The sequence below is a fragment of the Acinetobacter sp. 24-47-39 genome (assembly GCF_056783825.1).
On record NZ_JBWYIP010000002.1, the window covers coordinates 136,613 to 158,530 of the forward strand.

The following is a 21,918-nucleotide window of genomic DNA, read 5'->3' on the forward strand; positions in this document are numbered from 1 at the left end:
GCACTCGCAAATTTAAAATATAGAGGGATTTATTATGACTGCACACGAACAACAACAATCACCCGAACATGAATATCTTGGTGCTGGTAAAAGTGCTGCTTATGGCTTACAACATGTTTTAACCATGTATGGTGGTATTATAGCGCCTCCTCTGATCGTGGGTACGGCTGCAGGCTTATCAGGTATGGAAATTGGGCTACTCATCGCTGCTGCTTTATTTGTCGGTGGCTTAGCGACAATTTTACAAACCATAGGCGTTAAACATATTGGCGCACAATTGCCCTTGGTTCAGGGTGTTTCTTTTGCTGGTGTAGCCACAATGGTCGCAATTGTCACCACAGGTGGCGGATTACAGGCAGTCTATGGTGCCGTCATTGTGGCATCACTTTTAGGGTTTTTCTTAGCGCCCTACTTCTCTAAAATTATTCGATTTTTTCCCCCAGTTGTTACAGGCTGTGTAATTACAATCATAGGCTTATCACTCCTGCCAGTTGCTGTGCGTTGGATGATGGGCGGCAATAAAAGTGCCCCTGATTGGGGAAGTGCTGAAAATATTTGTTTAGCGTTAGCGACGCTTGCAATCGTCATAATATTGAATATGGCTGGCAGTGCCACAATTCGACGCCTTTCAATTTTACTGGCAATTATTCTTGGCACTGTCTTAGCATTTATGTTTGGCTTTGGTGATTTTAGCAAAGTTGGGGAAGGTCATTGGTTACAGGTTCCTAGCTTCTTTGCATTTGGTATGCCGACCTTTGAGTTTACAGCAATACTTTCCATGATCATTGTTACCCTCGTGATTATGACTGAGACTACAGCTGATATCATTGCAGTCGGTGAAATTATCGGTACCGATGTAGATTCAAAACGTATTTCAGATGGTCTACGCGCAGATATGTTATCAAGTGCAGCAGCACCGATCTTTGGTTCATTTATGCAAAGTGCGTTTGCGCAAAACGTTGGTTTAGTTGCAATAACAGGGATTAAAAGTCGCTATGTTGTCGCTGCTGGCGGGATAATTCTGGTCGTACTTGGATTACTCCCAGTGATGGGGCGTTTTATTGCAGCGATTCCTGTGCCTGTACTTGGGGGGGCTGGCCTTGTTTTATTTGGTACAGTAGCCGCGAGTGGTATCCGTACACTGGCAAAAATTGATTATAACGATCAGAAAAACTTAATTATTGTCGCGACTTCAATTGCTGCAGGAATGGTACCCATTATTGACCATTCGTTCTATTCCGACTTCCCAAAATGGGTCCAAACCTTGTTCCATTCGGGTATTAGCTCAACCTGCTTAATGGCGATAGTCCTCAATATATTATTTAATCACTTAAAATTATTTGGACCGAAAATTAGTATTAAAAGTAAACAAATAATTGATTCTCATCATTAATTTAAACCATCTTTGTATCAATGCCTGCATACGTGGGCATTAATTTTTCCTTTCATCCACTTTTGGCTTTATTTTTGCAAAAGAATCGTTATTCTGTTACCGCTTTCTCTGGGGATTCTTTTATGAAACTTAATCAAATCGCAGCACTTTGCGCATTAGCTTCTACAGCAGCGTTTACTCAAGCAAGTCCAATTGTTTGGCAAGATTTCAGCCTAACTGGTCTTTATGGCGATAACTACCTAAACCCTTTCTCTCAACAAGAAGGTGAACGCTATACCATCACTGCTGAATATGCTGCAAAGCTTAAGTACTCGGATGTTTTCTTTTTCGTCGATCAACAATGGGGCGGAAAAGATGGCGATTCAACTTACCTTGAATTAGCTCCACGATTAAGTTTAAGTGAAGTTTCTGGCCAAAAACTAAGCGCTGGTCCAATCAAAGATGTATTGATTGCAACGACTTGGGAACACAACGCTGGTTATAACAACAATACTGAGTTCAATAACTTCTTGTATGGCGTAGGCTTTGCTTTAGATATTCCTTACACGCAATATGCAAATATTAACTTCTATCGAGTTGACAATGACTTGACTGAAGATGACTACCAAATGACGATCACTTACGCTGTTCCATTCAAGCTAGGCAATGAAGAATTCTTGGCAGATGCATTCCTTGATTGGTCTACAAATGAAGGTCCTGGTCATGCGAGTGAATTGAACTGGACAAGCCAATATAAATGGAATGTTGGTAAACATATCTCTCCAAAAACCAAATTGTATGTAGGTGTTGAACACTCTGTTTGGAACAATAAATTCGGTCAAAAAGGTCAAGACCAAAACGATGTAAGCGCATTGGTTAAATATCATTTCTAATTGATATTTATAATAAAAAAGCAAGACTAGTGTCTTGCTTTTTTTATGCTCAATAATCAAAATAAAGTTATAAATACTGACGATTAGAATAAAAAATGTCTTTTAAAATTCGTTTCGCAACTGAACAGGATTTAACTCAAATCCAAGATATTTACAACGATGAAATTCTGAATGGTTTTGCAACATGGAATGAGCAAGATCAAGACATTTATTATTATCAGAATTGGTATCGTCAGCATCTAATAGATCATTTCCCTATTTTTGTGGTTGAAAACGAACTCACCCAACAAATTGCGGGCTATGCTGAATATAGTACATTTAGAGCGATCAGTGGTTTTAGACAAACTGTCGAACACTCTGTGTATATTCATCCCAATTTTACACGTTTGGGTTTAGGCAAAGCTTTACTCCAACATTTAATTCAACACGCAAGCCAACATAAAATTCATGTCATGATCGCTGCTATAGATCATGAAAATTTTGCATCCATCAAATTACATGAATACTTTGGATTTAAACAAACAGGCTATTTACCAGAAGTCGGACAAAAATTTGGATCTTGGCGCAATCTCGTCTTATTCCAACTGAATCTAAATACTTAAAAAGGGCATTTAGCCCTTTTAGTTAAAATCTTTAATCCAAAGGATTTCCAACAATATTACTGATAATACCTTTCATAATATGAGGTCCTTGTTCTTTTCTTAAGTCCTCATACCATTCACGAGTAATCGATTCGTCTTTCATATGCGTCACATCACAACGTTTACGCGCTCTCAATACCATTTCAGCAGTGCGTTCATTACGTTTGTTTTGATAACGTCTTAAAGCATCCTGAATTCCCAGTGTATTAATCTGTAATGCCCGAGCCAAATAAATGGCATCTTCCATCGCTTGGCAACCGCCCTGCCCAATATCAGGTGTTGTACTATGTGCTGCATCGCCAACAATCACAACTCGCCCTTTATAAAAATCTGCAAATGGTTCTATATCATGGATTTCAACACGATTGGTTCGCTGTTCATCAATAGCATCAATCAATGTTTGTACTTGCGGACACCAACCGTCAAAATATTGTTTCAATAATTTTTTATATTGAGTACGATCATTTTCCAAACCTAATGCAAGTGGTACATCAAAGAAGAAATAAAAACGATTACCTGCGACTGGCATTAAAGAAGCTCGCTTCCCTTCTCCCACAAAGGTGGTCCACTGATCAGCAGGTGCCAGCGACTCAGAAATTTCGACCAACCCATTCCAATTCACATAACCGGCATAACGACGCTCAACTTGCTCACCTAAAACATAGGCACGCGTGATCGAATGAGTGCCATCCGCGCCGACCAATAAATCCGTGGTGATTTCTGTTCCGTCAGCAAAATGGATTTTTACGTCATCACCTTGATCCTCAAGTCCGATCATTTTTTTTGCAAGATGAATATCTTCACGTCCAAACTCGTCCATTAACATATTTTGTAATTCAGCGCGAGAAACAGGATAAGGCCGCTGCCCGACTTCTTCAATCAATGGATATAAACTAAATTGCGTCATGACATCACCCGTGAGCCCATCGACATAAGCAAGGTGATCCATTTTCCCACCAAGTTGAGCGACTTGATCCGTGAGTCCTAGATAGTTCAAACATTTCACACCATTTGACCACAATGAAATCGCAGCGCCCACGGGTAAAATTTTTTCAGTTTGTTCATATATTGAAACTTGATGACCAAATTTTTTCAGCGCAATTCCGGTCGTTAATCCTGCCATTCCGGCACCAATAATGGTGATATTCATTTTTACTTCCACAATTTTTTTTGCTTTAACCCACTGCTTAAAGCGAAAAACGTGCCATTTCCACCAATAGAGCGCTACATAAGTGCAAGGTTGGCACATGCTGTGCATTCTTTTTAAAGCCCTTGAGCAGATGCGACATAACAACGCATTACGATTCTAAGAATGCATTCTTTTGATAAGAATCAAGTTTTAAAGCAATAATGGAAGATGACATGGCAACACTATTGGCACCGGAATTTGAAATCCCTACTCCTTTACAGCAACTTACTAACCTTGCAGATGCCCGAATTGGTGCAAAAGTCACAACATGTTCTGATGATTTTTTTGCTGAAGCTCAACGTATGCTTCAGTTTGATGCGCCTATCTTTGTAGAAGGTAAATTTGATGATCATGGCAAGTGGATGGATGGATGGGAAACCCGTCGTAAGCGTCACAGTGGTTATGATTGGGCGATTGTTCAGTTAGGTGTTGCAGGTAAAATTAAAGCACTTGATATTGATACTACTTTTTTTAGTGGTAATTATCCCGCTTCTGCTTCAGTAGAAGGGTGTTATGCACCAAATGAAAACTTGGATGATGCTGAATGGCACCAAATTTTACCAAATAGTATATTGGGACCAAGTCAGCACCATGTCTTTGAAGTTTCAATGAATCAGATCTTTACCCATCTTCGTTTAAATATTTTTCCAGATGGGGGTATCGCACGATTCCGCGTATATGGTGAAGTCAGCGTTAAAATCCAAGATCAAAGCCAAACCCTCGACCTGCTTGCACTTGAAAATGGTGGACGTGTTATTGCCTATAGTGATGCACACTTCGGACATCCACGTAATCTGATCAATCCAGGACGTGGGGTTAATATGGGTGATGGTTGGGAAACCGCACGCCGTCGTGCACCCGGTTTCGACTGGTGTATTTTAGCTTTAGGGCAAGCTGGTCACATTGAAAAGATCGAGATTGATACAGCCCACTTTAAAGGAAATTATCCTGCTGAAGTGTCCATTCAAGCCATTTATATAGAAGATGCAACGGATCCTCAATTGATTCCACAAAGTATGTATTGGCCTTTTTTACTCGCACCTCAACCGATGCAAATGGATCACATTCATAACTTTGTAAATGAAGTGTTGGGACACGAAAAAATTTCTCATATTCGGGTGAATATGATTCCTGATGGTGGGATTAGTCGTATTCGCCTCTGGGGTAAAGTGAATCCTTAGTTGAGCATTTGTTACTTTTAAAGCGATCTTATTTTGACTGCATTTTCGACTCAATTCTAAATTGAAAATGCAGTATCTTTTTAGCGAATTTTTATGAAGCATACCATTACCCTACAACCTTTAACCTCCGAAAATTTTGCACCTTTTGGTGACGTCATTGCTTGCCAAGGAAATGATTATTTTCATATTAACGATGCGCATACAGAGCGCTATCATGCTTTAGTGACCACTGAAATTATTGGCGATGCCAAAGCCGGGATTAGTATTTTTCGAAATATTCAAAGTACCAATATTCCGTTCAAAATTTCAATGCTTGAACGTCATCCTCATGGATCACAAGCTTTCATCCCGATGCAGGGACAAAAGTTTTTAGTAGTGGTTGCACCAAACTTAAATGCGGATCAGCCCGATATTTCAAACCTACAAGCTTTTATAACCAATGGCTCTCAAGGTGTGAACTATCGGGCGGGGACTTGGCATCATCCACTTTTAACATTGGAAAGCCCGAGTGATTTTGCGGTGGTGGATCGGATTGGTGCTGGGAATAATTGTGATGTGTTTCAGTTTGATCAAATTGAAATATCACATTGAATCTGGTGCTTATGCATCTCAGTTATGCAGATCATGAGACCATCTAATTTTATGTCCATCTTTGACTATTATTTTACAACCAGGTAATCATTGTCATTCACCGATGTCGCATATTCTTCCATTCTTGAAATTAGTCCATTTTCAATGGTGTACTCTTGTACCCATTTTTGCTCAAATTCACCATCTTGACCATCAATCGTAAATTTTTCGCGTCCAAAAACCACCACTTTGTTACCTTCTTTGACCATACGTAAAATATCAAAGTATGCGACATGCATGGTTGTGAAATTGGTATTGAAGAACTGTTCTACACCCGTTTTTCCTTCAAATCGAATTGAAGGCAGTTTTTGTGAGCCATGGTGAATCCATACCGTATCCTCAGTTACTGTTGCAACAGCAGCCTGTAAATCTTGAGACCTAAATGCCTCAAACATTTGGTCTATGATTTGAAGTGAATTGATCATACTCATTTTATTTACTCTTTTTATCTTAGGATAAAAAGAGGTTAATGAAGGGAGAGTGAAAGATCACTATCAGCTGGTATAGCGATTTAAAGATTTTGCTAGAAACGATGAGTTCTATACGACTGCTTGATTTTGACAAGCTGACATCACATGTAACACCGCAGCAGTTCTCGTTTCCACAAACAGCTTCTCAAAAACGTGCTCTAAATGTTTATTGACGGTGCGTGGACTCAACTCCAAAATTTCTGCAATATCTCGGTTGGTTTTGCCAAGCGTTACCCAATGCATAACTTCAGCTTCACGTGGTGTTAAATTCGGACAAGCTTGAGCGATCTCTTCAACACTTGGCATGTGTGTTTGCTCTTTGATCTGAACCAAAACATGTTTAGGTAATTGTCCTTCTTTCAGCTTGGTCAATAAATTTAATTGTAATTGCTGATGCCCATGACCATATTGACCATGTAACATTTCTTCTTGATACGATTGCTGGAAAAGTGCTTTTAACCAATGATTTATACTCTTTCTAAAATGAGTAATATCAATTCCATGTTGCGTTAATAAACCTTGCACTACAGGTGTCTGCCAAATAATTTCCCCATCCATATTCATCGACAAAATTGCACTGCCTGTTGCATCGAGCATTTGTTTCTGTTGGTGCATTAAACGGGCTTGCAGTAAATGCGTTTTGACACGTGCTTGTACTTCATCGATATTCAGTGGCTTTGTCACATAATCTACGCCCCCGACTTGAAAGCCTTTTACAATATGTTCGGTTTCCGTCAAACCCGTCATAAATATGACAGGGATGTGCTCAGTCATTGGACTCGCTTTAAGCTGGATACAGGTTTCAAAACCATCAATCTCAGGCATACTCCCATCCAATAAAATCATATCTGGCTGTGAACGGTGCGCAATTTCAATAGCAGTAAAACCATTGGTAGCAACTAAGACCTGATAGCCTGCTTGATCAAGACTCTCATGTAATAAACTTAGATTTTCAGGAATATCATCCACAATTAAAATGCTTTCTAACATAGCTTAACTCCCTTCCAAATCAGATCTGATATCAGATAGGTGCTCGTGTAATCGTTGTAATGCACGTTGGGTATCGAAGCGTTGAATATCAAATTCTATGTGTTGCCATATAGAAGGATCACAGACATTACGTTTCTTGCAAATTTCGAGGATCTCTTTGGCTCCACGGATATAACCAATACTCAAATAATCTTCTAGTTTGATTAGCGCTTGTTCTGGTGCTACATCATCCTCATCAATCACGCTGACAGATAAAGCGTTACTATCATAGTGTAAGGGTTCAACCTGTTTTTGAGGTTCTTCTGCGACTTGAGTTGGCTCATTCTGATGAACCCAGTTCAAGCCTAATTTATCTCCAATTTTGTTCAGTAGCAGATTTAAGTCCACTGGTTTGACCAGAAAGTCTTCATTCAATACATCGGTTTCAGGGTTCTGCATTCGTTCATTGGCATCTGCGGAAATAATGATGATGGGAACATTGGTCATTTTATTATTTCTCAATAATTTCGCAGTTTCCCACCCTCCCATCAAAGGCATACTCAAATCCATTAAAATTAAATCTGGTCGAAATTCAGGGACTTTTCTTAGACATTGCAATCCCGATTCTGCTTCTTCAAGAATAAAGCCGAGAGGTTTAAGGAAATTTAAAACTAGTCCACGATCAGTTGCTTCATTGTCTACGACCAATATTTTACGGCGATGTCCCGTATAGCCAGATACTGTATTCGATGCGACATCAGCAATCGGATGAATGACCGACTTTGAAGGTAAATATAGTTTTATTTTAAAAATAGAACCGTTTTTTAACGTACTGCTGACCTTTAACTCCCCACCGAGAATATCCACCAATAGTTTAACAATTGATAAACCCAAACCTGTTCCAGCAAAGCTACCTTGTACGACATTTTGTCCGCGCTCAAAAGGCTGGAATATTCGCTCTAGATCTGCTTCAGCAATTCCGCATCCCGTATCATGAATTTCAAAATATGCCGTCTGAAAGCGATAATCCACTCGAAATTTCACCTCTCCTTCGAGCGTAAATTTCAAAGCATTTCCCATTAAATTGATAAGGATCTGTTCAAGTCTTTTTTTATCTATACGTACGTATTGTGGTATTTTTTCACTAATTTCGACCGTAAATTTCAGTTGTTTTTGTTGGAATTGTGGCTCAAACATATTCACGATTTGTTGGAGAAACTTCGGAAATTCAATATTCGACATTTCTAAAGAAATTTTACCTGTTTCAATCCTTGCAAGATCAAGTAAACCATCAATCAAGGACGTTAAATGCTGCCCACTACGACGAATCACGCCCAGCGCAGCTTTTCCTTGTTCAGAAAGTTGTTCTTGTTTATTGAGTAACTGGCTATATCCTAAAATACTATTTAGAGGTGTTCTCAGTTCATGACTAATCCCAACAACATAACGACTTTTGGCCTCATTGGCTTTTTCAGCTTGAGTTCGTGCATCTTGTAATTGCCGATCTGTAATTTTATGCGCTTCAATTTCGTCCATGAGCAGTTGTGTTTGCATATTACTTTCAAGCTGAGCTTGTCGGCGACTTTCATCATTGAGTACCAACCACCATGCTGCAACACATAACAGTAAAAATAATACGGCATAAATTTTCACAAATAGCATCAGCAACTCATGCTGTTGAGTTGATCCAAATACTGTGCCGAATTTACTCAGTTCTTGTAAATAAACCAGACTTAAACTGACTGCCAATACCACACTCAGAACAAAGATCATCAAAATATAAAGACTCAATCTAGTATTGATGTATCTCAACCATTGGCGCGGTAGAAACCAAACTGCAAAATGCTTAAGTTGTGCAGACCACCGTGCATGAGGCTTACATAAATCATGGCAACGAGCTTCTAAGGTACAGCACAAAGAACAAATAATATTGTTATAAGCAGGACAAGTCGCCATGTCAGCTGTTTCATACTCATGCTCACAAACCACACATCGTTGTGTCTCTATTGGTTTTAATGATTTATCTTCATGACGTGCGATGTAGTATTTGCCACGAGTAAAATAAGCAAGCATTGGGACACAGACGATAGCTGAACCTAAAGCAATAAATCCTGCTAAGGATTTTGCGATATCACCAAATAATCCCCAATAGCATAAAATCGACAACAAGGATGCAATACATAAACTGCCAACACCGACTGGATTAATGTCATAGAGATAGGCACGCCTAAACTCAATTCCTTTCGGGCTCAGCCCCAATGGCTTACAAATGATGAGATCAGCAACGATGGCTCCCACCCATGCCAAGGCCACATTACTATAAAGCCCCAATACACGCTCCACCGCATGGATGACGCCTAGCTCCATCAACAATAGCGCAATAAAAATATTGAACACTAACCAAACCACACGTCCGGGATGACTGTGTGTTAAGCGTGCAAAGAAATTAGACCACGCCAATGAGCCAGCATAAGCGTTGGTTACGTTGATCTTTAACTGTGCGATACACACAAACATGACTGTAAGAAATAATGCAGCACCAGGATGCTCAATCACTTGTTGGTAGGCGATCCAATATAGATAATTCGGATTGCTTAATTCATGATTCGGCACCATAAATTTAAGGGCGAGAACCATTAAAATCATTCCCATAAAAATTTTAATGAATCCCACCAATATCCATGCAGGACCGCCTAAAAATACCGCCCAGTTCCATGTCTTTTGAGCATGTTTTTTGTCTGGCAAAAATCTTAAATAATCAGCTTGTTCACCAATCTGCGTAATCAGCGCAAACAAAACAGTGCAAGATGCGCCAAAAAAAGCCAAATTGAATCCTGCACTTTGACTTTGCGCGCCTTCTATTAGGGCAACTTCAGAGAGCAGAGTCGGATGCTTCACCAAAACAAAGCACCATGGTAGTAATAATAAAAAAATCCATAATGGTTGGGTAAACGCTTGTACTTTATTAATAAACCCTATGCCTTTGATCACTAGGGGCAGAATAATAAGCGCAGAAATTAAATAACCTAGACTCAGCGGCACACCTAAACCAAGCTCAAGCGCCAAAGCCATGATAGCGGCTTCAAAAGCAAAGAAGATGAAAGTAAAACTGGCGTAAATGACTGAAGTTATAGATGAGCCGATATAGCCAAAGCCTGCGCCCCGCGTAAGTAGGTCAATATCAACATTGTATTTGGCCGCGTAATATCCAATAGGCCAACTGGTCAAAAAGATAATGATTGAAACGACCACTAAGGCCCAGAATGCATTGCTAAAGCCGTATTGCCATAACATGGTTGCACCAAGCGCTTCCATCGCTAGAAAACTGACTGCTGCAAGCGCTGTATTGGTCACCGTCCAAAGGGACCACCGTCTTACTGACCTCGGTGCGTAGCGTAGTGCATAGTCTTCAATACTCTCATCAACCACCCAAGTATTGTATTTACGGCGTGTATGAATCACCCGTTGCGGTGCTTGAGGAGTATTGCTAGATGAAACCATAAAGCTAGGCAATTTAAATAGACCCTTACAGTTAGCAAAATCTATGCCCAGCTTAACTTTCATCAAAAATCATTTTGAGGAACATCGATATACGTAAAGTGACGTATATGCTCATTTTTTAACACCCCTTAGGCTTAAGTCCATAGCAAGCGCAAACAATAAATCGCGCAATGGCCTTATCTACTTCATCAGGGGAACACCAATGACCTTAAAATCTAAAGTTAAAACATCTGGCTTACTCGCAGGACTACTCGCTGTTCCTTTTTTACTGGCACCTGTCTTGACCACTGCGAGTGCTCCAGCGACAGCAAAAGTAAATACAACCAAACTTAACGTAAATGATAAATTCGTCTATGTCGGTCAGCTTCATTCAGCGACAGGAACGATGGCAATCTCTGAAACAGGAGCCATCCAAGCAGAACGTTTAGCCATTGAGCAGATCAACAAACAAGGTGGTGTATTAGGTCGTCAGATTAAAATTGTTCAAGAAGATGGAGCATCTGACTGGCCAACTTTCGCTGAGAAAGCCCGAAAATTAACTGAAAAGGATCGTGTTGCAGCAATTTTTGGTTGCTGGACTTCAGCTTCTCGTAAAGCCGTATTACCTATTATTGAACGAAATAATTCACTTCTGTATTACCCAACATTCTATGAAGGTCTAGAACAATCTAAAAATGTGATTTATACCGGTCAAGAAGCTACACAACAGGTGCTTGAGTCTCTGAATTGGCTTGCACGTGAGAAAAAAGCCAAAACATTCTATTTGATCGGTTCTGACTATATTTGGCCACGTACTACCATGAAAATTGCCCGTACACACATTGAAAAAGTGTTGAAAGGTAAAGTCGTCGGTGAAGAATACTACCCGCTTGGACATACGCAATTTGGTTCTTTAATTAACAAAACCAAACTTCGTAAACCAGATGCAATTGTCGCTGCCGTGGTGGGTGGATCAAACGTTTCATTCTATAAGCAAATGAAAGCTGCAGGCGTGACCGGCGATAAGCAAACACTGCTCACCTTCTCTGTGACAGAAGATGAATTACTGGGGATTGGTGGCGAAAATATGAAGGGCTTCTACTCTTCAATGAAATATTTCCAAAGTCTAAATAATCCAAGTAACGCAGCTTTCGTAAAAGCATTTAAAGCGAAATACGGTCCTAAAGCAGTAATTGGTGATGTGACTCAAGCCGCTTATCTTGGTCCGTGGCTATGGAAAGCCGCAGTTGAAAAAGCTGGTAGTTTTGATGTTGCTAAAGTGACCAAAGCCTCTCCAGGCATCGAAATGAAAAATGCGCCTGAAGGTTACGTGAAAATTGATGCCAATCATCATTTATGGAGCAAATCACGTATTGCACAAGTGCAAACCAATGGTCAATTCAAAGTGGTCTACGAATCAAAAGGTTTAATCAAGCCTAATCCATTCCCTAAAGGCTACTAATCGACAGCACATGATCAGGAGAGACCTCTCCTGATCTTTTCATTTCAAACCTATTATTTAAAGCTTGGAGGATGAGGCGATGGATTTATCTTTAGCTGACTTCGGTGCAATATTTGCGATGCAAGGCTTTAATGGTCTTTCTGTTTTCTGTGTGCTGTTGTTAATGGCACTGGGCCTTGCAATTATTTTTGGGCAAATGGGTGTCATCAATATGGCACATGGTGAATTCCTCACAATAGGCGCGTATACCACATTTGTCATTTCAACCCTGACTGAAAGCTATTTTCCTCAATTGCTTCCCTATTATTTTATTGTAGCGATTGTGGCAGCTTTTCTGACAGCAGGCATTATCGGCTATATGGTCGAACGGCTCATGATTAGTCGGCTTTATCAGCGGCCACTCGATACTTTGCTTGCAACTTGGGGCTTGAGCTTAATCATGCAACAAGTGTTTCGCTCTACATTTGGTCCCAAAGAAGTGAGTCCAACACTACCTGATTGGCTTATGGGCTCTTATCAACCGACAGAGACGATTGATATTCCTATTAATGGCTTATTCCTTGTCGGTGTCACACTCACCGTGACTGCTTTCGTCTATTTCCTTATTTATCGTTCTCGCTGGGGCTTACAGCTTCGTGCGACAAACCAAAACCGTTTCATGAGTGGTGCCGTTGGTATTAATACAAAGCGTGTGGACAGTCTAACATTCGCGTTAGGTTGTGGTTTGGCAGGTATTGCTGGTGCGGCGTTTACGACAATTGGCTCAACTGGTCCAACTGCAGGCTCTCTCTATATCGTAGACACGTTCTTGGTTGTGGTGTTTGGTGGAGCTGCAAGTCTATTAGGCACTATCGCTTCGGCTTTCAGTATTGCACAAGCCCAATCAATCCTAGAGTTCTTCCTTTCAGGCTCTGTTGCCAAAGTCATTACCTTAGCGACGGTCATCATCATTTTGATGTTACGTCCTCAAGGTTTGTTCTCAATCAAAGTTCGTAAATAGGTATTCAGGAGAGATTGATATGAGTAATCCAATGAATGCCTTGTTAGGCGGTAAAGAAGGTGCGATTGGACTGGCTATATTGGCAGTACTGATCCTATTTGTAATGCCCATGTTTTTAGATGTTTTCCGTCTTAATTTAATGGGTAAATATCTTACGTTTGCTTTTGTTGCGATTGGTTTAGTGCTGTGCTGGGGTTACGGCGGCATTTTGAGTTTAGGTCAGGGTATTTTCTTTGGGATCGGTGGCTACTGTATGGCTATGTTCCTCAAACTTGAAGCTTCTGACATGCAATCCACAGCAGCTCAAACCACACCCGGTATTCCTGATTTTATGGACTGGAATCAAATTACCAGCCTACCAATGTTCTGGGAACCATTCCATAGTTTCACATTTACCCTATTCGCGATTGTAATTATTCCAATTTTATTGGCTTTTATTATTGGTTTTGCAATGTTTACTCGTCGTGTAGGAGACGTGTATTTCTCTATCATCATGCAAGCGATTGTGGCGATTTTGACAATTTTGATTATTGGTCAACAAGGCTTTACTGGCGGTATTAACGGTATTACTGATCTCAAGACATTACATGGCTGGGACATCCGTACGGATGAGGCAAAGTACGTTCTGTATTACATCAATGCATTGTTACTCATCGCAGTCATCATGATCAGTCGCTTTGTTCTCAGCTCAAAGTTAGGTCGCTTACTTTCTGCAATGCGTGAAAAAGAAGAACGTGTACGTTTTTCTGGTTATGACGTTTCAATGTACAAAGTCTTTATCTTCTGCTTTGCGGCAGTCGTTTCTTCCGTCGGTGGGGCAATGTTTACGCTGCAAGTCGGCTTCATGTCTCCAACGATTATTGGCATCGTCCCATCTATTGAAATGGTGATCTTAGCTGCAGTTGGCGGACGTTTATCACTGATTGGAGCTGTATATGGTGCAGTTTTAGTTAACCTCGGTAAAACTTACTTCTCTGAAGCATTCCCTGAAGTATGGTTGTACTTCCTTGGTGCATTGTTCATAGGCGTTGTGATGTTCTTACCGAATGGTTTAGCTGGCTTATATGAAAAATATGTTCGCCCACTTATCTTCAAAGATAAAAAAACAACGGCTTCGCCTCCCCCCCATCAACCCATGGAGTCCAATAAAGATAGCAATGTTGAAGTAGAAGGAGGTGTGAAATGAGTAAAGTCGGCGTAGAAATGGCAAAACCTGTACTTGTAATTGAAGATCTCACAGTCTCGTTTGACGGCTTTAAAGCCGTCAGCGATCTCAACTTCTATCTCGATAAAAACGAAGTTCACGTGGTGATCGGCCCTAATGGTGCAGGTAAAACAACAGTGTTGGATTTGATTTGCGGAAAAACTAAAGCAACTTCTGGCACGATCAAATTTAATGATATTGAACTGACTAAGCTCAAAGAGTTCGAAATCGTTCGTAAAGGTGTCGGTCGTAAATTTCAAAACCCTAATATTTACGAAAACCTTTCAGTCTATGACAACCTCGAAATGTCTTTCCCACGTGGTCGTAATGTGTTTGGGGCTTTGTTCTTTAAGCGAACCAAAGATGTCAAAGAACGTATCCAAGAAGTCGCTTCAAAAATTTTCCTCACTGATTTATTACACACCTCCGCAGGCCTATTGTCTCATGGACAAAAACAATGGCTTGAAATAGGGATGTTGCTTATGCAAGACCCCGAGTTGTTAATGCTGGATGAACCTGTGGCAGGCATGAGTGTTTCTGAGCGCGAACAGACAGCACAACTGCTTCGTGAAATCAGTAAAGGACGCTCAGTCCTCGTGATTGAGCACGATATGGAGTTCGTAAAAACCATTGCAGATAAAGTGACTGTATTGCATCAAGGGAAAATCCTCGCAGCAGGAAAAATGGATGATGTGCAAAGTGATCCAAAAGTCATTGAAGTCTATCTCGGACACTAAGGAGGCCTTATGAGCGGATTATTAGAAATTAGTTCTTTGTGTTCAGGTTATAAACAAAGCCAAGTCATTCATGATCTAGAACTTAAAATTCAACCCAAAGAAATTGTGGCGATTATGGGGCGGAACGGGATGGGTAAAACCACACTGTTTAAAACTCTTATCGGTGATATTAAAAATACTCAAGGCGAAATCAAGCTCGATGGTAAAAACTTAGAAAAGCTTGACCCGTATCAACGTGTGGAAAATGGTGTTGCCTATGTTCCTCAAGGTCGAATGATTTTCTCAACCATGTCTGTTCTAGAGAATATTCAAACGGGTCTCCCTGCGTCTGCACATGGAAAAGTACCTGACGATCTGTATGAGCTTTTCCCTGTACTTTGGGATATGCGTAAACGCAAAGGGGGAAATTTATCTGGTGGACAACAGCAACAATTGGCAATTGCACGTGCACTCGCCACTAACCCCAAAGTATTGCTGCTCGATGAACCTACCGAGGGAATCCAGCCCTCGATTATTAAAGATATTGCGAAAACGCTAAAAGAAATTCGCGATCAGCGAGATCTCACTATCGTGGTCTCCGAGCAAGTACTGAGCTTTACTATGGCGATGGCAGATCGCTTCTTGGTCATCGATAAAGGCCGTTTTGCTTATGAAGATGTCAGAGCGAATGTCGATGAAGCAACCATTAGTAAATATCTTTCAGTTTAAAGCACGTCATCTCATCAACTCTTAATTTGGCATTCCCCTCGATTTTTTCGGGGGATTTTTTTGACCATTTGTTGGAGTGGTATTGTTATTTCGATCTAAAAACTCATTCGAAATATCGCTTCATATACGCAATTCACCGTATTTTGCATCGATCAATTTCACGCGAAACTCCTTACATAGATTTTAATTTTAAAGATATGGGGAGTAATTTGAATGCGTCACGGTGATATCTCAAGTAGTCCTAATACAGTGGGTGTAGCAGTGGTGAATTATAAAATTCCACGCCTGCACACCAAAGCAGAAGTACTTGAGAATGCAAAAAAAATTGCTGAAATGTTGAAAGGGATTAAACAAGGTATTCCAGGTATGGATCTCATTGTTTTCCCTGAATACAGCACCATGGGCATTATGTATGATCATGATGAAATGATGGCAACTGCAGCCACAATCCCAGGTGATGAAACGGCAATTTTCTCTCAAGCTTGTATTGAAGCAAATGTTTGGGGCGTATTCTCAATTACTGGGGAACAACACGAAGAACACCCGCATAAAGTGCCATATAACACCTTAGTGCTCATCAATAACAAAGGTGAAATCGTTCAAAAATATCGCAAGATTATTCCATGGTGCCCAATTGAAGGCTGGTGCCCTGGAGATACGACTTATGTGACAGAAGGCCCTAAAGGCATCAAGATGTCACTCATTATCTGTGACGACGGCAATTACCCTGAAATTTGGCGCGACTGTGCGATGAAAGGTGCTGAACTTGTGGTGCGATGCCAGGGTTATATGTACCCGGCTGATGAACAGCAAATCAATATGGCCAAATGTATGGCTTGGGCAAATAACGTTTATGTCGCTGTTGCCAATTGTACTGGTTTTGATGGGGTGTATACCTACTTTGGACATTCGGCAGTGGTCGGCTTTGACGGACGTACATTAGGTGAATGTGGTACGGAAGAAAATGGTATCCAATACGCACAGTTATCACTCACAGAAATACGTGATGCACGTAAATACGATCAATCACAAAATCACTTGTTCAAGCTTCTACACCGTGGCTATACAGGCGTATACAACAATGGTGATGGTGATAAAGGGGTTGCCGATTGTCCATTCGACTTCTACAAGACATGGGTCTTAGACGCACAAAAAGCACAGGAAAATGTTGAGCAGTTTACGCGTTCAACCATTGGCGTTGCAGAGTGCCCAATTGGCAACTTACCTCACGAAGGGTTAGAGAAAGAAGCTTCTTAAAGAAGCTTCGTCCGACTTGATTTCAGGAGGTTTCGAACATGACATTTGCCAGTGACCGTATACATGCCAATCAGGAAAGTTTGGCAAAACAACGCTATGACATGCAAAGCAAGGAATGTATTGCACGTACTTCCCGATTCAGTTTTGAACCAGATGCCGTGATGACCCATCTACGTGAACATATTATTGGGCAAGAAGCCGCACTTGATGAAATTGAAAATATGCTCACCACAGTGAAAGCAGATTTTAACGCAGCTCATCGTCCTTTAAGTGTCACACTGATGTTAGGTCCTACCGGTGTAGGAAAAACTGAAACAGTCCGCCTCATTGCTGAAGCGATACACGGTAAAGCTGATGCATTCAGTCGAATTGATATGAATACATTGGCACAAGAGCATTATGCAGCCGCCCTGACAGGTGCCCCACCAGGCTATGTCGGCTCTAAAGAAGGAAATACTTTATTCGATGAAGCCCTGATTCAAGGGAGTTTCTCCAAACCTGGCATTGTTCTCTTTGATGAAATTGAAAAAGCCAGTACTGAAGTCATTCGAGGGCTACTCAATGTGCTTGAAACAGGAACTTTAAAATTAACTGCGGGTACAAAGGTTTTAGACTTTAAAAACTGCATGATTTTTATGACGAGTAATGTGGGTGCTAAAGATGCTCAAAAGCGCCTGAAACAACTTAGTCAATTACCGAAACCACTCCAGAAATTAGCCAAGCATTTGAAATTAGATGACAGTGAAATCACGACAAAAGCACTCGATAAAAAGTTTGATCCTGAGTTTCTAAATCGCATTGAGCGAATCTTACATTATCAGCCAGTTGAATCTGATTTTGCTGCAACCTTAGTCCAACTCGAAATTGACAAAATGAACCAACGTCTAAAAAAGCAAAGTCGAACCATTGCTTTGACCGATGCTGCCATTCGATTCCTGAGTTCAGGACATGATGTTCGATTTGGTGCTCGGGGTTTAAGCCGTCGTTTTAAAGTGTTAGTTGAACCTGCACTCGCGAAAGCTTTTCTAAACAACAAGCACATTAGTGAATTCATCATCGATTACGACAATACGAAGCTTCAAATTCAGATGATTGAGCCTGCAGTGAAACAACTTGATCCGTTACTGATACACGAAGCATCACAACAACACTGAGACCTAAACTTTATTTGACCTCAATACAGGGGATACATTATGCAACATATTAAAATCAAACCAGGAATTCCACTTGCGGAACAAGCCGAAATTGGTCACAACCGTTGGCACCCAGACCTACCTTTTCTAACATCAGTAAAACCTGGTGAAGAAATTCTGATTGAAAGCTTGGATTTCCTTGACGCACAAATTAAAGATACTGACGATATTTCTGATGTTAAAAATGTGGATTTAACACGTGCTCATCCTTTAACAGGTCCATTCTATGTTGAAGGTGCAGAACCAGGTGATTTGTTGGTCATTGATCTACTAGACATTCAACCGATTTCTGATGTGGCTTTTTCGGGTGTTTTTGCCAAGGAAAATGGTGGTGGCTTCTTGGCGGACTATTTCCCAGAAGCAGATAAAGCTATTTGGGATTTGAAAGGTTTATTTGCAACTTCACGTCATATCCCTGGTGTACGTATTGCAGGTTTAAAACATCCTGGCTTGATGGGAACCCTACCATCACATGATTTACTGAAAGAATGGAATCGCCGTGAAGCATTGCTCGTTCCTAAAGGTCAAGCAAACCCTCCTGATCCACGTACAGCCGTTCTGCGTGGTGTAAAAGGTCCCGAATTTGATCGTATGGCGGCTGAAGCTGCACGCACAGTTCCTCCACGTGAACATGGGGGTAACACAGACATTAAAGACCTTGCTGCAGGAAGCCGTATTTACTTCCCTGTTTATCAAAAAGGTGCTGGCTTCTCAATGGGCGACCTCCACTTCTCACAAGGTGATGGTGAAATTGGTTTCTGTGGTGCGATTGAAATGGATGGCGTTACACGTGTCGGTTTCGATTTAATCAAAGGTGGGATGGAAAAATACAATATTGATTCACCTATCTTTGTTCCAAGCAATGTACGTCCAAATTATGATCAATGGCTGACTTTCGAAGGGATCAGTGTTGAAGATGGTGTAAATCACTATCTCGATGCGACAGTGGCTTACCGCCAAGCATGTCTAAAAGCCATCAAGTATCTTGAAAATTTTGGCTTTACTGGGTCACAAGCCTACATGTTACTTACCGCTGCACCGGTTGAAGGTCGTATCGGAGGTATTGTAGATATTCCAAACTGTGCATGTACCGTCTCACTCCCAACCTCCATTTTTGAACAAAATATATTGCCGCAAGGTGCTTTAAATGACGATAAATTTTGGGGGCATAAGCGCTAATTAGCGCATTATTGTTGTTACAGGTTTCACCATTTTACGGGGTAGCTTGAGTAAGCATGCGAGCTACCTCCTTTTTAACTTTTAAACATGCACATGCTTAAAAATAAGTAGGAGCACGACCATGCCATTATACGATTTCCGCTGTGAGCACTGCGAAGGAATTTTTGAACAACGTGTGCCTATTTCTAGGATTGCAACTGACACTATCGAATGTAAATACTGTCAACAACCCACCTTAGCTAAACCAATGATTACTGGCAGACAACAAATCAACATGAAGACCAAATGGCGTCCAGGGTCAGGCGCAGAACAACTTGCAGGACCTTTAGTCGGCGGTCCAGGTACCAATAAAAATAGTGCACGCAGTTCAGTGCTACACAACTGTCGTGGTGTGAATTGTTCACTCTGTGAAGTATAAAAAAGCCCGCATCTGCGGGCTTTAATGCTCGTGTCTGCAGAAAATTAAACGACTAATTCAGCTAAGTTGCCTTTTTGTTCCAACCATTCTTTACGATCACTTGCGCGTTTCTTGGCTAATAATTTATCTAATAAACCTGAAGTAAAATGCACATCATCCAAATCTAGTTGCACCAAACGACGAGTATTGGGATCCAATGTTGTTTCACGGAGCTGACTTGCATTCATCTCACCCAAACCTTTAAATCGTGTGATTTGTGGGGATTTAGTTTTGGCTTTTTTCAATATGCCTTCTAATTCTGCTTCGTCAAGCGCGTAATGCACATCTTTACCGTCATCAATACGGAATAAAGGTGGCATCGCAACAAATAAGTGCCCTGCTTCAACTAGGCTTGGGAAGTGCTTCACAAATAATGCACACAGCAAAGTCGCAATATGTAATCCATCTGAGTCAGCATCGGCCAAGATACAGATCTTGCCATAGCGGAGTTCAGACAAATCATCAGAACCCGGATCGACTCCTATTGCGATTGCAATATTATGCACCTCTTGAGAAGCAAGTACTTCATCTGAAGATACTTCCCAAGTGTTTAAAATTTTTCCGCGGATCGGCATAATCGCTTGGAAATTCTTATCACGCGCCTGTTTGGCAGATCCTCCAGCAGAATCACCTTCCACAATAAATAGTTCTGACTCTTCCAAACTATGTCCCACACAATCAGATAATTTGCCTGGTAAAGTTGGACCTGAAACGATTTTTTTGCGCTCAACTTTCTTTGCAGCTTTTAAACGACGTCCCGCTTTTGAAATCGCCATTTCAGCCAATTGCATTGCAATTTCAGAGTTTTGATTCAACCATAAGGCAAAAGCATCTTTTGCGATGTTCTGCACAATCCCAGAGGCTTCACGACTTGAAAGACGCTCTTTGGTTTGACCTGAAAATTGTGGCTCTTGAAATTTCAAAGACAGAATATAGTTCACGCCATCCCACACATCTTCCGCTGAAAGCTTCATATTACGTGGTAAGAGATTACGTAACTCACAGAACTCACGGATCGCATCCGTCACACCTGAACGAAGACCATTCACATGTGTGCCACCTTGAGCCGTTGGAATCAAGTTCACATAAGATTCTTGAATGCTCTCTCCACCTTCAACATTCCAACAAATCGCAAACTCCGCACTGGCACGTTCCGCGTCACCTGTAGCGACAAATGCAGGCGTAGGGATGATTTCACGATCTTCTAATTCATCCATCAAATAATCGACGAGACCATTTTCAAACTGCCACGTGATTTTTTCGTCGTTAATTTCATCAACATAATTGATTTGTAAGCCAGCAGCTAATACCGCCTTCGCTTTTAAATTGTGTTTAAGTGCCTTTAATGCAAATTTAGGTGAATCAAAATATTTCGCTTCAGGCCAAAAGTGAACTGAGGTACCCGATGCACGTTTAGGTGCTTTACCTTCCAGAACTTCAAGTGGTGCCGTTGCTTCACCTTGCTCAAAGGCCATTTTGTATAAATTACCTTGGCGCTGAACTTGAACTTCCACACGTGTGGAAAGCGCATTTACAACAGAAATACCAACCCCGTGCAAACCACCAGAGAATTGATAATTATCTGTGCTGAATTTCCCGCCTGCATGCAGTTTAGTCAGAATAATTTCAATGCCGCTTTGACCATATTCAGGATGAATATCAACTGGCATACCACGCCCGTTATCTTCTACTGACAATGAACCATCTTTATACACAGTCACTGTAATTTTATTCGCGTGTCCTGCCAATGCTTCATCGACCGCATTATCAATGACCTCTTGCGCCAAATGGTTTGGACGTGTGGTATCGGTATACATGCCTGGACGACGGCGTACAGGATCTAAACCAGATAAGACTTCAAGGGATTGGGCCGTATATTGAGACACGTTGAATTGT

19 protein-coding genes are annotated in these 21,918 nt (G+C 41.0%); 14 read left to right on the forward strand and 5 right to left on the reverse strand.

Features of this window, described 5'->3' with window-relative positions; genetic code table 11:
- The first annotated feature begins 34 nt into the window (after positions 1-34).
- The 3 genes from AC1M9C_RS03380 to AC1M9C_RS03390 all read left to right on the forward strand — a co-directional run bounded on the left by AC1M9C_RS03380 (position 35) and on the right by AC1M9C_RS03390 (position 2,867).
- Positions 35-1,393, forward strand: coding sequence for a nucleobase:cation symporter-2 family protein (locus AC1M9C_RS03380; protein ID WP_481586894.1), 1,359 nt, complete (start codon positions 35-37; stop codon positions 1,391-1,393).
- Positions 1,394-1,515: 122 nt separating this feature from the next.
- On the forward strand, positions 1,516-2,265 hold the full coding sequence (locus tag AC1M9C_RS03385; RefSeq protein WP_035264928.1) for an outer membrane protein OmpK: 750 nt from the start codon (positions 1,516-1,518) through the stop codon (positions 2,263-2,265).
- Positions 2,266-2,360: 95 nt separating this feature from the next.
- Positions 2,361-2,867, forward strand: a complete 507-nt coding sequence (locus AC1M9C_RS03390) for a GNAT family N-acetyltransferase (protein ID WP_179999697.1) — start codon at positions 2,361-2,363, stop codon at positions 2,865-2,867.
- A 31-nt stretch (positions 2,868-2,898) separates the two neighbouring features.
- Here the strand turns inward: AC1M9C_RS03390 and hpxO are convergent, their stop codons facing one another.
- A complete protein-coding gene (gene hpxO / locus AC1M9C_RS03395) occupies positions 2,899-4,056 on the reverse strand; it encodes an FAD-dependent urate hydroxylase HpxO (protein WP_481953223.1) in 1,158 nt (385 codons plus the stop codon).
- A 212-nt stretch (positions 4,057-4,268) separates the two neighbouring features.
- On the opposite strand from hpxO, the gene alc reads away from it, so the two are divergent.
- Positions 4,269-5,276 (forward strand): allantoicase, encoded by a 1,008-nt coding sequence (gene alc, locus AC1M9C_RS03400; protein WP_481953224.1) that lies wholly within the window; start codon positions 4,269-4,271, stop codon positions 5,274-5,276.
- A gap of 93 nt (positions 5,277-5,369) precedes the next feature.
- Positions 5,370-5,867 (forward strand): ureidoglycolate lyase, encoded by a 498-nt coding sequence (locus AC1M9C_RS03405; protein ID WP_481609717.1) that lies wholly within the window; start codon positions 5,370-5,372, stop codon positions 5,865-5,867.
- A 68-nt stretch (positions 5,868-5,935) separates the two neighbouring features.
- On the opposite strand, the gene AC1M9C_RS03410 is transcribed toward AC1M9C_RS03405, so the two are convergent.
- The 3 genes from AC1M9C_RS03410 to AC1M9C_RS03420 all read right to left on the reverse strand — a co-directional run bounded on the left by AC1M9C_RS03410 (position 5,936) and on the right by AC1M9C_RS03420 (position 10,846).
- Positions 5,936-6,337 carry a nuclear transport factor 2 family protein gene (locus AC1M9C_RS03410; RefSeq protein ID WP_218945362.1) on the reverse strand — a complete coding sequence of 134 codons (402 nt, stop codon included), beginning with the start codon at positions 6,335-6,337 and terminating at the stop codon, positions 5,936-5,938.
- A 108-nt stretch (positions 6,338-6,445) separates the two neighbouring features.
- Positions 6,446-7,366, reverse strand: a complete 921-nt coding sequence (locus tag AC1M9C_RS03415) for a response regulator transcription factor (RefSeq protein WP_180028395.1) — start codon at positions 7,364-7,366, stop codon at positions 6,446-6,448.
- Between the two features lie 3 nt (positions 7,367-7,369).
- Positions 7,370-10,846 (reverse strand): hybrid sensor histidine kinase/response regulator, encoded by a 3,477-nt coding sequence (locus AC1M9C_RS03420; RefSeq protein WP_481953252.1) that lies wholly within the window; start codon positions 10,844-10,846, stop codon positions 7,370-7,372.
- 202 nt (positions 10,847-11,048) lie between these two features.
- Between AC1M9C_RS03420 and urtA the strand changes: the two genes are divergently transcribed.
- The 9 genes from urtA (at position 11,049) to AC1M9C_RS03465 (ending at position 19,983) form a co-directional block, all read left to right on the forward strand.
- The gene (gene urtA, locus AC1M9C_RS03425) at positions 11,049-12,287 is read left to right on the forward strand and encodes an urea ABC transporter substrate-binding protein (protein WP_179999684.1); all 1,239 of its coding nucleotides are present in this window, start codon (positions 11,049-11,051) and stop codon (positions 12,285-12,287) included.
- 79 nt (positions 12,288-12,366) lie between these two features.
- Positions 12,367-13,287: an urea ABC transporter permease subunit UrtB gene (gene urtB, locus AC1M9C_RS03430; protein WP_035264743.1), complete on the forward strand. Its 921-nt coding sequence runs from the start codon at positions 12,367-12,369 to the stop codon at positions 13,285-13,287.
- A gap of 19 nt (positions 13,288-13,306) precedes the next feature.
- On the forward strand, positions 13,307-14,473 hold the full coding sequence (gene urtC / locus AC1M9C_RS03435; protein ID WP_481586899.1) for an urea ABC transporter permease subunit UrtC: 1,167 nt from the start codon (positions 13,307-13,309) through the stop codon (positions 14,471-14,473).
- Entirely contained in the window at positions 14,470-15,228 is a 759-nt protein-coding gene (gene urtD, locus AC1M9C_RS03440; protein ID WP_481591967.1) for an urea ABC transporter ATP-binding protein UrtD, read from the forward strand. Before urtC ends, urtD begins: the two co-directional genes overlap by 4 nt.
- A gap of 9 nt (positions 15,229-15,237) precedes the next feature.
- Positions 15,238-15,936: an urea ABC transporter ATP-binding subunit UrtE gene (gene urtE / locus AC1M9C_RS03445; protein ID WP_035264750.1), complete on the forward strand. Its 699-nt coding sequence runs from the start codon at positions 15,238-15,240 to the stop codon at positions 15,934-15,936.
- Positions 15,937-16,149: 213 nt separating this feature from the next.
- Complete coding sequence (locus AC1M9C_RS03450; protein ID WP_035264753.1) at positions 16,150-17,193, forward strand: aliphatic amidase; 1,044 nt, start codon at positions 16,150-16,152, stop codon at positions 17,191-17,193.
- A 38-nt stretch (positions 17,194-17,231) separates the two neighbouring features.
- Positions 17,232-18,347: an AAA family ATPase gene (locus tag AC1M9C_RS03455; protein ID WP_481586900.1), complete on the forward strand. Its 1,116-nt coding sequence runs from the start codon at positions 17,232-17,234 to the stop codon at positions 18,345-18,347.
- Positions 18,348-18,386: 39 nt separating this feature from the next.
- Entirely contained in the window at positions 18,387-19,565 is a 1,179-nt protein-coding gene (fmdA, locus tag AC1M9C_RS03460; RefSeq protein WP_481953225.1) for a formamidase, read from the forward strand.
- A gap of 121 nt (positions 19,566-19,686) precedes the next feature.
- Positions 19,687-19,983, forward strand: coding sequence for an FmdB family zinc ribbon protein (locus tag AC1M9C_RS03465; RefSeq protein ID WP_035264759.1), 297 nt, complete (start codon positions 19,687-19,689; stop codon positions 19,981-19,983).
- Between the two features lie 44 nt (positions 19,984-20,027).
- Here AC1M9C_RS03465 and parE read toward each other — a convergent pair whose 3' ends face one another.
- Entirely contained in the window at positions 20,028-21,908 is a 1,881-nt protein-coding gene (gene parE / locus AC1M9C_RS03470) for a DNA topoisomerase IV subunit B (RefSeq protein ID WP_035264762.1), read from the reverse strand.
- Positions 21,909-21,918: the final 10 nt, after the last annotated feature.